Origin of the sequence: Vibrio fortis (genome assembly GCF_024347475.1) — a bacterium.
GTDB lineage: Bacteria > Pseudomonadota > Gammaproteobacteria > Enterobacterales > Vibrionaceae > Vibrio > Vibrio fortis.
Window position 1 is genome coordinate 2,477,920 of sequence record NZ_AP025487.1, and the last position, 17,169, is coordinate 2,495,088.

Below are 17,169 nucleotides of genomic sequence, written 5' to 3' on the forward strand. Positions count from 1 at the left end.
TTCAAAATCTAGATTAGATAAGCCAAGCGTGATTCAGAGCCGCTATTATTCAGCTTCTACAAAACCATCTTTTTCAGCAGCTACAGCAGCAACGTCTTTGTTACGACCTTCTTTAACCGCGTCTGCAGCAGCGTTTAGGTAAAGCTGTACTGCACGGATTGCATCGTCGTTACCTGGGATAACGAAGTCAACGCCGTCTGGGTTAGAGTTAGTATCAACTACAGCGTAAACTGGGATACCTAGGTTGTTTGCTTCTTTAACTGCGATGTGTTCGTGATCAGCATCGATTACGAATAGAGCGTCTGGTAGGCCGCCCATGTTCTTGATACCACCAAGAGACTTCTCTAGCTTCTCCATTTCACGAGTGCGCATTAGAGCTTCTTTCTTAGTTAGCTTGTCGAAAGTACCGTCTTGAGCTTGAGCTTCTAGGTCTTTTAGACGCTTGATAGACTGACGAACAGTTTTGTAGTTCGTTAGCATACCGCCTAACCAGCGGTTGTTAACGTAGAACTGGTTGCTGTTTACAGCAGCTTCTTTAACAGCTTCAGATGCAGCGCGCTTAGTACCAACAAAAAGAACTTTACCTTTCTTCTCGCCAACTTTAGCTAGTTCAGCTAGAGCGTCGTTGAACATTGGTACAGTTTTTTCTAGGTTGATGATATGAACCTTGTTACGAGCACCAAAGATGAATGGCTTCATTTTTGGGTTCCAGTAACGAGTTTGGTGACCGAAGTGAACACCAGCTTTTAGCATATCGCGCATTGATACAGTTGCCATTTTAAAATCCTCTATGGGGTTAGGCCTCCACATCCCCCATGAATCCGACCCCTAACAACTAACGGCTTAAAGCAGCGGTTATTTATGTTGTTGAAGCACCCCGGAACATGTGTCGGAATGTGTGTGATTTAAAGATATAGTAAGTGAACATAAAGGCTGTTTCGCCAAGAGGGAGAAAACAGTCCTGATGTCCGGCGCGCTTTATACCATATTTTGTCTATCTTTGGCTAGAAAAAATTCCATTTCACAGCTTGATAATGGCTACTGATAAAGTCCATTTTAGCTACCAAAGCATGGCGTCATTTATCTTCATTCCACCAGCCAATAAGAGTAACCTTCCCTTTCGTATGGGTATGGCAGTGTTGCGCTAAACTGCTGCACTGCTAGAATAGCCCCATACGCACACTTAGGTGCGACCTAATTAAGAGATATGCAATGGCTGTAAAAATTAAAACTGCTGAAGAAATCGAAAAAATGCGCGTCGCCGGTAAACTGGCTGCTGAAATTCTAGAGATGATCGAACCTCACATTCAAGTAGGTACGACGACAGAAGAACTAAACCAAATCTGTCATGACTACGCTCTAGAAAGAGGCGCATACTCAGCACCACTTGATTACCACGGTTTCCCTAAGTCTATCTGTACTTCAATCAACCACATTGTGTGCCACGGTATTCCAGCATCACAAGACGAAACGGGTAGCACAGGTCAATTTAAGCCTGCTGTACTTAAAGACGGTGACATCCTTAACGTAGACATCACAGTGATTATCCCTGATGACAAAGATGCAGACTTAAGTGTACGCCCTCAAGGTTACCACGGTGACACCTCGAAGATGTTCCTAGTTGGTGATGTTTCGCCAGCAAACAAACGTCTATGTATGGTTGCACAAGAAGCGCTATACGAAGGTATGCGCCAAGTTAAGCCTGGTGTTCAATTGGGTCAAATCGGTACTGCGATTGAGAAATACATCAAGACCAACAACAAGAACAACCCACGCGCTAAATTCTCTATCGTGAAGGATTACTGTGGCCACGGCATCGGTTCTGAATTCCATGAAGATCCACAAGTCGTGCACTACAAAAACAATGACCGCACTGTACTGAAAGCGGGCATGTGTTTCACGATTGAACCAATGATCAATGCAGGTAAATTTGGCTGTCGCCTTGATGACGAAGATAGCTGGACGGTGTACACCGCAGACAGCAAAAACTCTGCACAGTGGGAACACACGCTTGTTGTAACAGACACTGGCTGTGAAGTGCTGACTCTGCGTAGCGACGATACTATTCCTCGTATCATGAAAAACGCTTAATCGCCTGAGCCAAAAAATCAGCACTCAAGAATCTATCCCCGCTTAGTCGGGGATATTTTTTATCCGCCAACCTTCCCGACTCTCTTTACAAACACGCTTTCACAACCATTTCGATTTCCGCGCAACCTCTGGTAAATTGTCTGTAATCCTATTTTTGCTTGCACGGATAGCAAACTATGCCATACCAATGTCCTCTTACGTTCAAAGAAGAACAAATAGAAATCAGTGAACTTAAACAAAAACTCGAACTGTTCACCGAATACCAGAAAAACGAGTTTCTCAATCACCACCCCGTCACCGACCTCGTACTCTCACGCTCTGAATATATGGATCGTGTTTTGAGTCGCTTGTGGCAGCATTTTGGTTTTAGCGAATTACCCCACATAAGTCTTGTTGCCGTTGGCGGTTACGGACGCGGTGAACTTCATCCCCTTTCCGACATCGATATTCTTGTCGTTTCTCAAAAAACGCTGCCCAAAGCTTTGGGCGATAAGGTCAGTGAATTCATCACCCTGCTTTGGGATCTGAGGTTAGAAGTCGGGCATGCGGTGAGAACCGTCTCGGAGTGTTTAGACATCGGTAGTGCAGACCTAACGGTGGCAACCAACCTACAAGAGTCTCGTTTATTGTGTGGCAGTGAAGATACCTTCCAGCAGCTCAAGATGAAGATCCATTCTGACTCATTTTGGCCTAGCGAAACCTTCTACAAAGCCAAGATTCAAGAACAGAAAGAGCGTCATGCGCGCTATCACGACACAACTTACAACTTAGAGCCGGATATCAAATCTACGCCAGGTGGTCTGCGCGATATCCACACTCTCAGCTGGGTTGCACGTCGTCACTTTGGCGCAACGTCTCTGCTTGAGATGAGCAAGTACGGCTTCCTAACTGATGCCGAGTATCGCGAACTGGTTGAGTGTCAGGATTTCCTATGGCGCGTGCGTTTTGCGCTGCACATTGAATTAAGACGCTATGACAACCGACTTACCTTTGCCCACCAAGCTCAGGTTGCTGAGCACTTGGGTTATTCTGGTGAAGGTAACCGTGGCGTAGAGATGATGATGAAGGAGTTCTATCGAACTTTGCGTCGTGTCGCTGAGCTCAACAAGATGCTGCTCAAGCTATTTGATCAAGCGATCATTAATGGCGGTGAAACTCAAGACGCTCAAATTCTCAATGAAGACTTCCAAAGACGCGGCTCTTTGATTGAAGCTCGTAAACCTGCGTTATTCCAAGCGCGCCCAGAAACCATTCTCGATATGTTTATCCATATCGCTAATGACTCCTCTATTGAAGGCGTAAGCCCTCCAACATTAAGACAACTGCGTACGGCACGTCGCAGACTTAACCGCTTCCTACATACCATCCCTGAAGCGCGTGAAAAGTTCATGGCCTTGGTGCGTCACCCTAACGCACTGCATAAAGCCTTTAGTCTGATGCACAAACTTGGGGTACTTTCTGCGTATCTTCCACAGTGGAGTCAGATTGTCGGTCAGATGCAGTTTGACCTTTTCCATGTTTACACCGTGGATGAGCACAGTATTCGATTACTGAAACACATCAACCGTTTCAGTTATGCAGCAAACCATGACAAACATCCTATCTGCTGTGAGGTTTACCCTCGCATACAGAAAAAAGAGCTGTTAATTCTCGCCGCTATTTTCCATGACATCGGTAAGGGGCGTGGTGGTGATCACTCTGAAATTGGCGCAGTGGAAGCTTACTCTTTCTGTATCGAGCACGGCTTGTCTAAACCTGAAGCCAAACTCGTCTCTTGGTTAGTTCAAAACCACCTACTAATGTCAGTAACGGCTCAGCGTCGTGACATTTACGACCCAGACGTGATTACCGAGTTCGCCAAAAAAGTCCGTGATGAAGAATCACTGGAGTACTTGGTCTGTCTGACTGTCGCCGATATCTGTGCAACCAACCCAGAGCTTTGGAACAGTTGGAAGCGAACCTTATTAGCCGAGCTCTTTCACTCTACTCAACGAGCATTGCGCCGTGGCTTAGAAAACCCTGTCGATGTGCGCGACCGAATTCGTCACAACCAACAGATGGCATCTGCCCTACTGCGTAAAGAAGGCTTTACTGCACGCGAGATAGAGGTGTTATGGCAACGCTTTAAAGCCGATTACTTCCTTCGTCATAGCCACAAGCAGATCGCTTGGCACTGTGAGAACCTATTGCGCCTTGAAGACTCTAGCCAACCTCTTGTGCTGATAAGTAAAAAGCCAACGCGTGGCGGTACAGAAGTGTTCGTCTACTCTAAAGACCAACCAGCACTATTTGCTACTGTGGTTGCAGAGTTGGATAGACGTAACTTCAACGTCCATGACGCCCAAGTGATGGTAAGTAAAGATGGTCACGTCCTCGATACCTTTATGGTGCTCGATCAGCATGGCGAAGCCATCGACGAGGCTAGACACAAAGCGGTCATCAAGCACCTCACCCATGTATTGGAGGACGGTCGACCAACCAAAATCCGTACTCGTCGCACGCCGCGTAATTTACAGCACTTTAAGGTGAAGACATCCGTAGAATTTTTACCAACTAAGAGTAAGAAGCGAACCTTGATGGAGCTTAGAGCGCTCGACACACCAGGGCTGTTGGCGCAAGTTGGTGCAACCTTTGCTGAGCTCAACATCAACCTACATGCTGCAAAAATCACCACTATAGGTGAGCGTGCCGAAGACTTGTTTATCTTGACCAGCGATATTGGAGGTCGTTTAACTGAAGAGCAACAACAAGCCCTGCGTGAACGCCTCACCGAACACGTATCGGAGCTTGCTCCATAATCAAAGCGCATCAAGCAGGTAGTTGAATATTCTGCTTTTAGTGTGGGCAAGGTCGAGAGAGCGATCTTGCCCACAACTTAGTATCAATTCATTCACCAGCGCTATCTAGCTCGTGATTAGGCTGCTACATTAACCTATGTAACCCGTCTTCTCATTCAGATACTAGAGGTCGCTTATGTATCCAAACCTCACTGGCTTAGGCATCCATGAACCTAAACAGATTGAACGTTACTCACTTCGTCAAGAAGCTCACAAAGACATCCTAAAGATCTACTTCCGCAAGCAAAAAGGCGAACTGTTCGCTAAAAGCGTCAAATTCAAATATCCACGCCAAGTAAAAAGTGTGCTGGTCAGCGGCGGTAACAGCCAATATAAAGAAGTTACTGAAATCAATCGCAACCTAACACTGGTGATTGATGAGCTGAATAAGATCACCAAGCCATCACCAAGCAGTGACGTCGATGTGAAACAGAAGATACTGACCGATTTACGTCATTTAGAGAAAGTGGTTTCTAGCAAGATCGCAGAGATCGAAGCGGATCTTGAAAAACTAAAGTGATCCCTCTCTTAGACTCATAAAAAAGGGCTGATAGTGATTAACTATCAGCCCTTTACTCTATTTATCGACCACTGTTACTTCTTGCTTATCAGCTTGATATCCCACTCAAACTGCGCAAACAGGTTCAGCCAAGTTTCATCTAAGCTAGCTGTCATGACGACCTCTTGCTGAGTAAATGGGTGAATAAAACGCAGCTCTGAAGCGTGCAACAGCAAGCGGTGTGAATCCAAGTTTTCACGGAACAGTCGGTTATGCTTACCGTCACCATGGGAAGTATCACCAACAATAGGATGCCTTAGGTGCGCCATATGGCGACGTAGTTGATGCTTTCGACCTGTCTTTGGCAGCATTTCAACTAAGCAGTAGCGGCTGGTTGGAAAACGCCCTGTCGAATATGGCACTTCAACTTTAGCGAGAGGTTCGTAGACAGTAACCGCCTCTTGTGCCTCTTTGTCTTCTTTTGCGAACCTGTCAGCAATCTTATCCAGTTCAACCTTGAGCGCGTAGTCTAGGGTATCCCCCTCTTCTATCCATCCGCGTACAATCGCATGATAGGTTTTCTGCATCTCATGGTTCGCAAACATCGGCATCACTTCAGAGGCGACTTCACTCGATAGCGCAAAAACCAGCACGCCCGATGTTGGTCTATCTAAACGGTGCAATGGAAAAACGTGTTGACCGATTTGATCACGCAGAGTTTGCATCACAAATTGTGTTTCGTGTTTATCAAGCCATGAACGATGTACCAACATGCCCGCAGGCTTATTCACCGCGACAAAATACTCGTCTTGGTAGATGATCTCTAACATTAGGCACATACCTCATCAATCTGCTTGATCGTCTCTAACAGCTCACTCTTAGCCGCATCATTTTTCCATACTTCGCTGAAGTAAGGGGCAATTGAAAACCCTTTTGGTAATGCAGCACCAGATGCGATCATCGCCTGGATTCGAGCAATGAAGATCCACTGAAGCCACTGCTCAGGCTCAAGCGTATCAATAGCAAAAGGCTGCGTGCTCGCCAGAGCTTCTTCAGTAGGAGGCACCTCACTCCATAGCTGTGCGTGTTGTAATTGCAGCTCCAACTGCTGAAGCAAAGAGAATAACTGTGTGGTTGCCGTCATTTTTCACCAAGTAATTTATCGCATGACCTTGAAATTGGGCCATAGAGTACCATCTATTGGGGAAAGAAAGTTAGGAGCTTATTACTGATGGAAACAATTCACACGCTCACCCAGCTGTTGAAAAATAGCGGCTGCCAATATGAAATCTACGATCTTGGCCGTCGAATTCAAAAAGTCGACAACGATCTCTTTGCCGATGTTGAACAAGGCATGCAGCCCTACCCGTTCCCATTACAAAAGCAGGCACACCTAGCAATAAGCTACTGGAACGAACAGAAGCAACCGTGGATCTGGTTTCTGAAGTTTAAGCTCGATGAGCGCGGCCTATTAAGCCAAGCTGATATCGGTAACTTTTTAAAATTCGTACTGGAAGCGATGGGCACCCGCCTAAGTGGTGATATGAGTGAAGAGCAGCAGCAGAAGCTCTCGAACAACCCATACACCTTTAAACCATCAGAAGATAAAATGGCGGTATTCCATAGCCAAGTTCGCGCAGAGCTATCACTACCAACGAGTCAGTATTATGAGCACGCACAGCACTACTTTACTGGCGATCTTGGCTGGGAGAACTGGCAAACCGTCGGCCTGCAAGGCATTACTGACATGTGCGCTCGCTTGGGTGATAAGCAAAACGGCGTCGCCATTCGTAAAGCCCTTCGCAAACTGCCCTCTGAGCCACTTTATGCGACACTTGGGGCACTGGAACACGCAACTCTTAGCGATAAGCTTGCAGAACGCATTCAAGAGATGGCTCAAGACCAAATAAACAGCCAAGATCCAGACCTGTTCTTACTGTCCGCGTTAGTACGTGCGCTATCGGGTGCTGAATCTTCAATCACGAAACAAGTTGTCAATAGCGTACTGGCTAGCCCTAGGTTAAGCCACCAAGAAGTATTGATTGGCCTTGCAGGAAGAGGCTGGCACACGCTTCAAGATGCCACAATCGCAGAGCAGTTCTTACTTCGCCTTGCACAAACAGGCAACCAAAACCTATTCAACCAGCTGTTTGCAGACCTTGTGATGATTCCGAGCTTACGAATGGTATTCTTACCACTGCTCAACTCAAACCCGTCACCAGAGCTGGCGGACGCTTTAATTAAGCTGCAACAAGCCGCCAAAGCTTAGTAACCATTAACACTACAACGCTAGAGTTTTAGAGTTAAATTCGGATTGATACAAAAGGACGTGTCGAAGAATGATAGATAATTTATTGTGGATTCTGTTTCTTTGTTTCTTTTGCTTTCTGTTTTGGCAGCAGCGCCGACAATCGGAACTCGCCAAAGCTGCTATTGCGAGAAAATGCAAAGAACTCGATCTGCAGTTGTTAAGCGTGGCATTCAGCGGCCATAAGTTGAAAATGCGTCATGAGTTAACAACGATTTGGCGCTGGCACACCGTATATCAGTTCGAATTCTCTGCGCTTGGTGACGACTGTTATAAAGGCAGCCTTACCATGATTGGCTTTCGCGCGATGCGCTTTGAGCTACAGCCTCATAGAATGTAATTTTCTTTTCGTTGAGCTCTGAGTATCGATACTCGTGGAATGGACCAAATTCATCTTGTTTGGTCCCACAAAATTCGAAACCCAACTTATCTAGTAATTTAATTGAGGGGTTGTGGGTAACATTCACCGTTGCCACAACCTCACTAAGATCCGCTTCAAACCTCGCCATATTGAAAAACGGTTTCACCACTTCACTGGCAATACCCTGATTCCAAAAACGTTTATCTAAAATAAACCCTAGCTCATAACGACCTTCGCTATGAGAGATAAAGATATGGCCCATATATTCACGAGTTTGGTTGTGAAGAATGGCACGATCAAAGCCCTCTTGATCAGATAAAATATGCTGAAATAGGCGCTTTGCTGATGAGATGGTATGAGGTCCATTCATTTCTGCTCGATTTACCGGACAACAATTGAGCTTGATAAAATCAAGTTCTAACTGCTCGGTATACGGCACGATTAAAGTTCTTGCAGTCGCAATCGTCATATCACACTCCTTGTGTGGACAATATTGAATTTGAATAGATAAAGAAAAGCCCCGACACCGAAGTGTCAGGGCTAGGGTCTTACTCGCAGCAGTCCGGCTACTAATTAATGCTCCATGCATCATCCATAATAGTGGCTGTAATCCTTCAGCTCTTTCCTTTACTTCGCCGTCCTAGCGGTGTCCTATCATCCTTAAAGCTAACAATCCTCGTTAGCGCACATCACTTGTTCCGTGAGCGGTGTCCTTTACATCATCCTGATGTTGTTCCTAACCTTTATCCTAAAGGTGTCCATTGCCAATCCGTTGCAGCTAATATCCTATCAGCTGTCGTATCCCTGCAATGTCCTTACGCTCCATGCTTGATCACTCATCCTAAGTAACCAAATCTTCATCCTGAAGATAACCAAATCTTCATCCTGAAGATAACCAAATCCTTGGTGCTTTCCTGTTCCGTGTCAGACTCCTTCCGACAAGGTTTAATTTACGCGATTTAGGATTTCGGACAATAGATTTGCATCACATTTTAAACTCAACCAAGTTGTTAATTATATAAAACATTTAAAATTCAACACCTTAAAAATATGCATATCAATTTCTCCAACGAAGTATTCGCGTTATCTCACAACCTTTGTAAGAGATCTCTCACAAGCAAATGGCGCTTTTAGGATTCGCTATCTAATGCCTGAGCGAGTAACATACAAAGTAATGCAGTTATGGAGGTTAATATGCTGACGAAAGATGTTTCAGACGAGCTAAAAAGCGTTCTCGAAGGACTAAAAGCTCAAGGAAAAGAACCGACCGTTGCACTGGTTAAAGCGCGCATGAGTACTCCTGTTCCAATGCCCGCATTGATAACCACGATTAAAAGCTGGAAGAACGCAAACCGTGTTCCTAAAGTTGAAGTCGCAGCACCACAAGAAAATACAACCGACAAGCTTGCACAACTCGAGCAACAGATTGCCGCTCTTACCGCGCGCGTAACCCAGCTTGAAGCAAAACTAGCAGAGAAAGAATAGATGATGAAAATTTGGGTTGATGCCGATGCCTGCCCCAAGGTGATTAGAGAAACCATCGTGCGTGCTGCAGAGCGCACAGGCGTTGAATGCACATTTATTGCAAACCACTTAGTGCCTGTTCCTAAACGCAACAATATTCACTCTATCCAAGTCCCAAGTGGCTTTGATATTGCTGACAACGAGATCGTTAAGCGTACTGAAGCGGGCGACTTAGTCATTACATCAGATATTCCACTTGCCGATGAAGTCATTACTAAAGGTGCATTAGCATTAAGCTCTCGCGGCGAGCTCTACACCAAAGAAACGATCAAGGCGCGTCTCAATATCCGAGATTTTATGGAAACCATGCGTTCAAGTGGCGTACAAACAGGTGGCCCAGCATCATTGTCACAGACTGATCGCCGTGAATTTGCCAACCATCTAGACCGCATTCTCGCTAAGCGCTAATACCGGCAAGAATCACTTCTGAAATAAAATTCGTACTACTCCGTTCTTATCTATTACGACAATAACGGAGTATTGCTTATGATGTCTCGCATCGCCCTTCCACTTACCCTGATTATGACTGCCAGCTACCCCACTTTTGCTAGTGAAGAGTACGGTATTGTCGGTGGTAGTCTTACCGTAGGTGAAAGCGTCTTTTCAACCAAGGACTCAACCCAGGTTGGTGCTACACCCAACCTTTTTTACTCAGGCCCTATCGGATTTGTTGATGGCAGCTTAGCCAGTTGGCAAGCCTTACCCTACGTTGGCCTTTCTGGTCACTGGCGATTCGCTGAGGTATCTGACACTTTTACCGACTTACCCAATGGTATAGAGGACAGAGATGGAAGTGGCGAACTCGGTATCACACTTGGCACTGTTGGCGCACGCGTAACCTTTCTTCACGATGTAACCTCAGAACACGAAGGCTATGAGATTCAACTGCACTTAGGGCGCACGTTTGATACGTGGAACCCTGCCTTTACCCTCACTCCCTATTTTGAAGTCGATTATCGCGATGAAAAACTCTCTAATCATCTCTACGGAGTAAGTGCCGCGGAATCGATCGCATCAGGCCTAGCTGCTTTTGATGCTGATGGCACTTTTGTTTACGAGACGGGGTTAATCGGGCTGTACGAATTTAGCCCTCACTGGATTGGTGTCAGTAAAGCAGAATTTATTCATCATGATACCAATAGCCCGCTTATTCAAAGAGATGTGGGTTGGTCGTTGGAGGTTGGTTTAACCTATCGTTTCGCAGGCCTATAACTGCATGAAACATGCTTTATCTCCCCATACCCTACAGATATATAAACAAAAAAGCCTGCACAGTGTGCAGGCTTTTAAATACATCATGAATTCACGATTCAGTACTAAGGCGTGTAGTAAGTTGCCGCACCAGGGCCTACAGGTAGACCGAATACGAATACCCACACGTAGAACATTAAGCTCCAGCCAACGATGAATACGATTGAGTATGGAAGCATAGTTGCAATCAGAGTACCAATACCTAGGTTCTTCATGTAACGCGTTGCTACAGCAAGGATAAGACCGAAGTAGCTCATCATTGGAGTAATGATGTTCGTTGTTGAATCACCGATACGGTAAGCCGCTTGAATCGTTTCTGGTGCGTAACCAACAAGCATTAACATTGGAACGAAGATAGGTGCTGTTACTGCCCACTGAGCAGACGCTGAACCGATCATCAGGTTAATGAAGCCACACATTAGGATGAATGCGAAGAACAGCATTGGACCTGTTAGGCCGATGTCTTGCAGGAAGCTTGCACCCGCTACTGCGAATACTTGACCGAAGTTAGTCCACTTGAAGAAAGCAACAAACTGAGCAGCGAAGAATACAAGTACGATGTACATGCCCATAGAAGACATAGACTTAGACATTGCATCGATAACGTCGCGGTCAGTTTTCATTGTGCCAGTAACTTTACCGTAAACAAAACCAGGAACTGCGAAGAATACGAAGATGAACGCTACGATACTCTTAAGGAACGGAGAACCTGCTACCGTGCCCGCTGCAGAACGTAGAACACCGTCTTCAGGAACAATCGTCCAAGCAAGAAGAGCTGAAACGGCTAATACTGCGATACCTGCTAGCTTAAGACCTTTCTTTTCAACGTCTGTTAGCTTGCCCATTGAATCATTAGATAGGTCTTCAGACGCTTCTTCATCATTGTATTTGCCAAGCTTAGGCTCAACGATTTTCTCAGTTACAAATGCACCGGTAATCGCAATGAAGAAAGTAGAAACAAACATGAAGTACCAGTTTGATTCAGGACCAACGGTGTAAGTCGGGTCGATCATTTGTGCTGCTGTTTCTGTAATACCAGAAAGCAGTGGATCAACCGTACCAATTAGAAGGTTTGCAGAGTAACCACCAGATACACCAGCGAATGCTGCCGCTAGACCAGCAAGAGGGTGACGACCCAAAGAGTGGAATAGCATTGCTGCGAGTGGGATAAGTACCACGTAACCAAGCTCTGAAGCCGTGTTAGAAATGATACCGGCGAATACTACAGTTACAGTAACCATGCGCTTAGATGCGCCCATTACCATGCCACGCATCGCTGCAGATAGTAGACCTGAGTGCTCAGCAATTGCTACACCTAGCATTGCAACAAGCACAGTACCTAATGGCGCAAAGCCAACAAAGTTTTTAACGAGATTCGTTACGATAAGTTGTAAGCCTTCAGCATTAAGTAAGCTTACAACGTGGATCATGCCGTCAGCAGCACGACCAGGAGCACCTTCTGGACGAGGGTCCATAACAGACACTTCAAAGTACCCTGCGATACCAGAAGTAACTAAGATTGCGACACAGAAGATTGCGAAAAGAGTGATCGGGTGGGGTAATAGATTCCCCAAATACTCAACACCATCGAGAAAACGGGTAAAAATAGGTTTCTTTGGCGAGTTGTTTTTTATTGAAGCTGATGAACTCATCAGTTCCCTCCTTGTAGTGATTCCTATGCAAATGTGACAAAAATGTTCAAATTGCAGGCGCAGAGTACTCGACAAAACAGTCAATTAGAAATGCAAAATGTTACAAATTGTGTAACAAATCATATAAATTAACGCCATTCGAACAAAAAATTAGCAAATAACACCAAATTAAATACAAATAACAGATTTATAATTCATATAAATACATTCATTCTGTTTATACGTTGTACCCTAACTACTTGATTCAACTGTGACTAAAATTACCTCGTACGATAAAAATCAGCCCAAAGCGGCTAAAATGCTCACTAGAAAAAGAGATCACCGCCCAGTAATGAAAAGTGTGACCTCATTTCCGATTTTTACATGCCTTTCACATGCCATTGACGCTTACTTTTGCACCGCTTTAAATCTTGGGTTGCTTTTGCAGATCACATAAAGACGCCCTCTTCGCTTCACGATTTGGCAATCTGGGTGGCGACTCTTAGCACTTTTTAGGGATTTAACGACCTTCATTTACTTCTCTCCTTTGCTGAATTGACCAAATCGACGTGTAAAGTTCGCCACGCGACCTTCTTTATGAATCACGCGCTGCTTACCTGTGTAGAACGGGTGCGATTTCGATGACACTTCAATCGTGAAATACGGGTAGGTGTTACCATCTTCCCACTCGATTGTGCGGTCAGTTTGCAGGGTCGAACCAATTAGAAAATACTCATCAACACTCGTATCGTGAAAAACAACTGTACGGTAGTCTGGGTGAATATTCGGTTTCATCTCTTTACTCCATCATTTAATTGTTATGATATAACATTGCAAATGATAATTATTATCAAAAGAAACACAAGCGGTTTTATGATATTTTTGCGGCAAAGAGTAAGTTGAGACGCCTAAACCATGTACACAATTGAGCCAATTGGTTTCATCGAGTCGCCATATAAAGAGAAATTTGCTGTACCTAGACAGCCAAGATTAGTACCTTCCGCTCGCGCAAGAGTCAGATTATCAGGCGCGGCCAATTGCTTAGAGTCGGTACGAGAAATCGAACAATTCAGTCATGTGTGGTTGCTATTTCTATTCGACCAAAATTTACAAGCTGGTTGGAAACCGACAGTTCGTCCACCACGTTTGGGCGGCAACGATAGAATTGGTGTATTTGCGTCTAGAGCTACTTTTAGGCCAAACGGTATTGGAATGTCAGCCATTGAATTAAAAGGTGTCACGCAAGACAAAGGTCAAACCTACTTAGAGTTAGGCAGCGTTGATCTCGTCGATGGCACACCGATTATCGATATCAAACCTTATATCCCCTACTCAGATTCAATTCCTAACGCCGCCGGAGGATTTGCTGCAGAAGAGCCGGCGACATTAGAAGTTAATTTCTCACAACAAGCGCAGCAAAAGCTCAATCAACATCCAAATGGCCGCCATATGATCGCCGTGATCAAAGAGGTACTTGCCCAAGATCCTCGCCCTGCTTATAAGAAAGGTAAGCCAGATCCCAAAGAATATGCGGTAAATTTGTTCGATCTGAACGTGAAATTCACAGTTGAAGCACTTTTCATCAATGTTACTGACATTGAACGCTTTTGAGATCCCAAATAGGCTGATATTATATGCGGCTAAATCGGATTTATTGTGGCAACAGCTACAGTGAATTTTCTTTAATTTATGATGAAACGGATACCATAGAATGCGTACCAGTAACTATCTTCTTTCTACTCTGAAAGAGACTCCAAACGACGCAGAAGTTATCAGCCACCAGCTGATGCTACGTGCAGGTATGATCCGTAAGCTAGCTTCAGGTTTATACACTTGGCTACCTACCGGTCTGCGTGTACTGCGTAAAGTCGAAAACATCGTTCGCCAAGAGATCGATAATGCAGGTGCAGTTGAGACTTTAATGCCCGTAGTGCAGCCGTTTGAACTATGGGAAGAGACTGGTCGTAGCGAAAAAATGGGCCCAGAGCTTCTTCGCTTTACTGATCGTCATTCACGTCCGTTTGTTCTTAGCCCAACAGCTGAAGAAGTGGTAACTAGCCTAGTTCGTAACGAAGTAAACTCTTATAAACAGCTGCCACTGAACCTGTACCAAATTCAAACTAAGTTCCGTGATGAGCGCCGCCCACGTTTCGGCGTAATGCGTTCACGTGAATTCTTAATGATGGATGCATACAGCTTCGATATCGACAAAGAAGGCCTAGAAAAGTCTTACCAAGCAATGCACGATGCTTACTGTAAAGCGTTCGACCGCATGGGTCTTGAGTACCGTCCAGTACTTGCTGACTCTGGCGCTATCGGTGGTAGTGGTTCTCAAGAGTTCCACGTACTAGCAGAAAGTGGGGAAGACCTAATCGCATTCTCTACAGAATCTGATTACGCGGCAAACATCGAAAAAGCAGAAGCACTTGCTCCTACTGAAGAAGCGGCTGCACCAACTCAAGAGATGGAACTGGTTGATACGCCAAACGCGAAAACTATCGCAGAGTTGGTAGAGCAACACGGCCTAGCGATTGAGAAAACCGTTAAGACTCTATTTGTTAAAGCTTCTGATGAAGTAGATGCAGACATCATTGCTCTTATCATCCGTGGTGACCACGAGCTAAACGAAGTGAAAGCAGAAAACCTTCCACAAGTTGCTTCTCCACTAGAGATGGCATCTGAAGAAGAGATTCGCGCACTAGTTGGCGCTGGCCCAGGTTCACTTGGTCCTGTAGGCCTAGAGCTACCATTCATCGTTGACCGCTCTGTTGCTGTAATGAGTGACTTTGGCGCTGGTGCAAACATCGACGGCAAACACTACTTCGGTATTAACTGGGGTCGTGACGTTGAGCTTGCTCAAGTAGAAGATCTACGTAACGTTATCGAAGGTGACCTAAGCCCATGTGGTAAAGGTACTCTGCAACTTAAACGTGGTATCGAAGTGGGTCACATCTTCCAACTTGGTAATGTGTATTCAGAAGCAATGAATGCTGCTGTTCTTGGTCCAGACGGTAAAAACACTATCCTAGAGATGGGTTGTTACGGTATCGGTGTTTCTCGTGTAGTTGCTTCTGCAATTGAACAGAACCACGACAAATACGGCATCATCTGGCCAGACGCACTAGCGCCTTTCCAAGTAGCTATCGTACCAATGAACATGCACAAGTCTGAAGAAGTGAAAGCGGCGGCTGAGAAGCTATACGCTGAACTGACAGCTATGGGTATCGAAGTACTGTTCGATGACCGTAAAGAGCGTCCAGGGGTAATGTTCTCTGACATCGAGCTGATCGGTATCCCTCACACTATCGTGATCGGCGATCGCTCAATGAAAGAAGGCAACTTCGAATACAAGAACCGTCGCGAAGGCACTAAAGAAGCTGTCGCAATGGATTCAATTGTTGAGCACGTAACGGCTCAGTTTGCTAAATAAGCAGATCGTCATCAATTGAATTCCTATTCAATTGAATTCCTATTCAATTGAATTCCTATTCAATTGAAATCGTGTTCGATTAAAACCCCAAAAGGCTGCCACATGGCGGCCTTTTTTATCCCTCCTGCTTTTGCCTCTCTTCCCCAAACTGAATGTAAATCGTTGTAAGTTAATCCTCGGTTCATCTTCGAGGACGTATAGTGAATCTCAAGACAATTCCAACGTGTTTATTTCTGGAGGTTCCATGGATATCAAAAGTTTACTTAACCAAGCACTGCAGTCGGATCTGGTAAAACAAGGCAGCCAGAAACTCTCTCAAGGCTCCTCTAGCTTAAGCGGACTGACCCAAGACAAAGGTAAACTTGGGGCTCTCGGTGCTGGCGCCATTGGCGGTGGGCTGTTAGGCGCATTGATGGGGTCAAAGAAAACCAAGAAAATCGGTAAAAAGGCCGTTGGTATTGGCGGCGCGGCCGCACTCGGCGCTTTAGCTTACAAGGTGTATAACGACTACCAAGCTAAACAGGGCACACCGGACTCTTCACCTCAAGCGACATTCAATGAGCAGGACTCTAATCATAACCTGCTGATTCTACGATCAATGATCGCCGCTTCCAAAGCAGATGGACATGTCGACGAGGAAGAGATGACAAAGATAGAGCAAGCTGTCGAGAACATGGGCGCGGACTATCAACTGACCAAGCTAGTTTCAGAAGAGCTGCATAAGCCGCTTGATCCTAGCGACATTGCGCAGCTCGCCACCAGCCCGCAACAAGCAAGCGAAATCTACCTCGCTTCGTTGATCGTGGTTGATGAGCAAAACTTTATGGAAAAAGCGTATTTGAAAGAGCTCGCACGCCAGTTAAACCTAGCCGATGAAGTGAAACTGCAGCTAGAACAACAGGTCACAATTTAACCTCGCAAAATGAGAGCTTGAGCAAGAACAAACTAAACCGAGTTTTCGTTGAATGCGCTTTGTTTTTGCTTTTCTCTGTGTGTATATTGAGAGAAGTTATCATTTAGTTAGGTATAGAAATGAAAGTATACGATTGTTGTGATTTAGTGCGTGAGCTTTATTCTCAAATCGGTAGTGGCGATCAGGGTTACATCCCTCAAGCGATTACATGTGCAGTGAAAACACTCAATGACTTGGCAGCCGATGAGTCTCTTCCACACGAAGCGCGTGAACGCGCCGCCTTTGCTGCAGCGAATTTACTGATCTCTGATTTCGAGGACTAAT

The 17,169-nt window shown here is 45.3% G+C and carries 19 protein-coding genes; 12 read left to right on the forward strand and 7 right to left on the reverse strand.

Annotated elements, in window-relative coordinates; all coding sequences use genetic code 11:
• Positions 1 to 45: 45 nt before the first annotated feature.
• Positions 46 to 777 carry a 30S ribosomal protein S2 gene (gene rpsB, locus OCV50_RS10770; protein ID WP_032551700.1) on the reverse strand — a complete coding sequence of 244 codons (732 nt, stop codon included), beginning with the start codon at positions 775 to 777 and terminating at the stop codon, positions 46 to 48.
• Between the two features lie 435 nt (positions 778 to 1,212).
• Here rpsB and map point away from each other — a divergent pair, with 435 nt between their 5' ends.
• From map to OCV50_RS10785, 3 genes are all read left to right on the forward strand, one after another.
• Complete coding sequence (gene map, locus OCV50_RS10775; RefSeq protein WP_239841042.1) at positions 1,213 to 2,091, forward strand: type I methionyl aminopeptidase; 879 nt, start codon at positions 1,213 to 1,215, stop codon at positions 2,089 to 2,091.
• A 176-nt stretch (positions 2,092 to 2,267) separates the two neighbouring features.
• The gene (gene glnD, locus OCV50_RS10780) at positions 2,268 to 4,889 is read left to right on the forward strand and encodes a bifunctional uridylyltransferase/uridylyl-removing protein GlnD (protein WP_261903035.1); all 2,622 of its coding nucleotides are present in this window, start codon (positions 2,268 to 2,270) and stop codon (positions 4,887 to 4,889) included.
• 175 nt (positions 4,890 to 5,064) lie between these two features.
• A complete protein-coding gene (locus OCV50_RS10785) occupies positions 5,065 to 5,448 on the forward strand; it encodes a DUF3461 family protein (protein WP_239841044.1) in 384 nt (127 codons plus the stop codon).
• A gap of 74 nt (positions 5,449 to 5,522) precedes the next feature.
• Here OCV50_RS10785 and truC read toward each other — a convergent pair whose 3' ends face one another.
• Entirely contained in the window at positions 5,523 to 6,266 is a 744-nt protein-coding gene (gene truC, locus OCV50_RS10790) for a tRNA pseudouridine(65) synthase TruC (RefSeq protein ID WP_261903036.1), read from the reverse strand.
• Positions 6,257 to 6,571: a YqcC family protein gene (locus OCV50_RS10795; protein WP_261903037.1), complete on the reverse strand. Its 315-nt coding sequence runs from the start codon at positions 6,569 to 6,571 to the stop codon at positions 6,257 to 6,259. Before OCV50_RS10795 ends, truC begins: the two co-directional genes overlap by 10 nt.
• An 87-nt stretch (positions 6,572 to 6,658) precedes the next feature.
• Between OCV50_RS10795 and OCV50_RS10800 the strand changes: the two genes are divergently transcribed.
• Both OCV50_RS10800 and OCV50_RS10805 read left to right on the forward strand, forming a co-directional pair.
• Complete coding sequence (locus OCV50_RS10800) at positions 6,659 to 7,696, forward strand: DUF3549 family protein (RefSeq protein WP_261903038.1); 1,038 nt, start codon at positions 6,659 to 6,661, stop codon at positions 7,694 to 7,696.
• Between the two features lie 70 nt (positions 7,697 to 7,766).
• Entirely contained in the window at positions 7,767 to 8,075 is a 309-nt protein-coding gene (locus OCV50_RS10805; protein WP_261903039.1) for a DUF3301 domain-containing protein, read from the forward strand.
• Here OCV50_RS10805 and OCV50_RS10810 read toward each other — a convergent pair.
• Positions 8,020 to 8,565: a GNAT family N-acetyltransferase gene (locus OCV50_RS10810; protein ID WP_261903040.1), complete on the reverse strand. Its 546-nt coding sequence runs from the start codon at positions 8,563 to 8,565 to the stop codon at positions 8,020 to 8,022. The two genes, OCV50_RS10805 and OCV50_RS10810, sit on opposite strands and share 56 nt — an antisense overlap.
• Positions 8,566 to 9,290: 725 nt before the next feature.
• Between OCV50_RS10810 and OCV50_RS10815 the strand changes: the two genes are divergently transcribed.
• The 3 genes from OCV50_RS10815 to OCV50_RS10825 all read left to right on the forward strand — a co-directional run bounded on the left by OCV50_RS10815 (position 9,291) and on the right by OCV50_RS10825 (position 10,832).
• The gene (locus tag OCV50_RS10815) at positions 9,291 to 9,581 is read left to right on the forward strand and encodes a hypothetical protein (protein WP_239841050.1); all 291 of its coding nucleotides are present in this window, start codon (positions 9,291 to 9,293) and stop codon (positions 9,579 to 9,581) included.
• A 3-nt stretch (positions 9,582 to 9,584) separates the two neighbouring features.
• Positions 9,585 to 10,028: a YaiI/YqxD family protein gene (locus OCV50_RS10820; RefSeq protein WP_261904158.1), complete on the forward strand. Its 444-nt coding sequence runs from the start codon at positions 9,585 to 9,587 to the stop codon at positions 10,026 to 10,028.
• Between the two features lie 114 nt (positions 10,029 to 10,142).
• A complete protein-coding gene (locus OCV50_RS10825) occupies positions 10,143 to 10,832 on the forward strand; it encodes a MipA/OmpV family protein (protein ID WP_390905149.1) in 690 nt (229 codons plus the stop codon).
• Positions 10,833 to 10,936: 104 nt separating this feature from the next.
• Here OCV50_RS10825 and OCV50_RS10830 read toward each other — a convergent pair whose 3' ends face one another.
• The 3 genes from OCV50_RS10830 to OCV50_RS10840 form a co-directional block, all read right to left on the reverse strand.
• The gene (locus OCV50_RS10830) at positions 10,937 to 12,523 is read right to left on the reverse strand and encodes an AbgT family transporter (protein WP_032551689.1); all 1,587 of its coding nucleotides are present in this window, start codon (positions 12,521 to 12,523) and stop codon (positions 10,937 to 10,939) included.
• A gap of 387 nt (positions 12,524 to 12,910) precedes the next feature.
• Complete coding sequence (gene ykgO, locus OCV50_RS10835; RefSeq protein WP_009847431.1) at positions 12,911 to 13,036, reverse strand: type B 50S ribosomal protein L36; 126 nt, start codon at positions 13,034 to 13,036, stop codon at positions 12,911 to 12,913.
• Positions 13,037 to 13,297 carry a type B 50S ribosomal protein L31 gene (locus OCV50_RS10840; RefSeq protein ID WP_261903041.1) on the reverse strand — a complete coding sequence of 87 codons (261 nt, stop codon included), beginning with the start codon at positions 13,295 to 13,297 and terminating at the stop codon, positions 13,037 to 13,039.
• Positions 13,298 to 13,417: 120 nt separating this feature from the next.
• Here OCV50_RS10840 and tsaA point away from each other — a divergent pair, with 120 nt between their 5' ends.
• The 4 genes from tsaA (at position 13,418) to OCV50_RS10860 (ending at position 17,168) form a co-directional block, all read left to right on the forward strand.
• Entirely contained in the window at positions 13,418 to 14,113 is a 696-nt protein-coding gene (gene tsaA, locus OCV50_RS10845) for a tRNA (N6-threonylcarbamoyladenosine(37)-N6)-methyltransferase TrmO (protein ID WP_261903042.1), read from the forward strand.
• A gap of 100 nt (positions 14,114 to 14,213) precedes the next feature.
• Positions 14,214 to 15,932 (forward strand): proline--tRNA ligase, encoded by a 1,719-nt coding sequence (locus OCV50_RS10850; RefSeq protein WP_239841054.1) that lies wholly within the window; start codon positions 14,214 to 14,216, stop codon positions 15,930 to 15,932.
• Positions 15,933 to 16,176: 244 nt separating this feature from the next.
• Positions 16,177 to 16,845 (forward strand): tellurite resistance TerB family protein, encoded by a 669-nt coding sequence (locus tag OCV50_RS10855; RefSeq protein WP_261903043.1) that lies wholly within the window; start codon positions 16,177 to 16,179, stop codon positions 16,843 to 16,845.
• 119 nt (positions 16,846 to 16,964) lie between these two features.
• Entirely contained in the window at positions 16,965 to 17,168 is a 204-nt protein-coding gene (locus OCV50_RS10860; RefSeq protein WP_261903044.1) for a YaeP family protein, read from the forward strand.
• Position 17,169 lies beyond the last annotated feature (1 nt).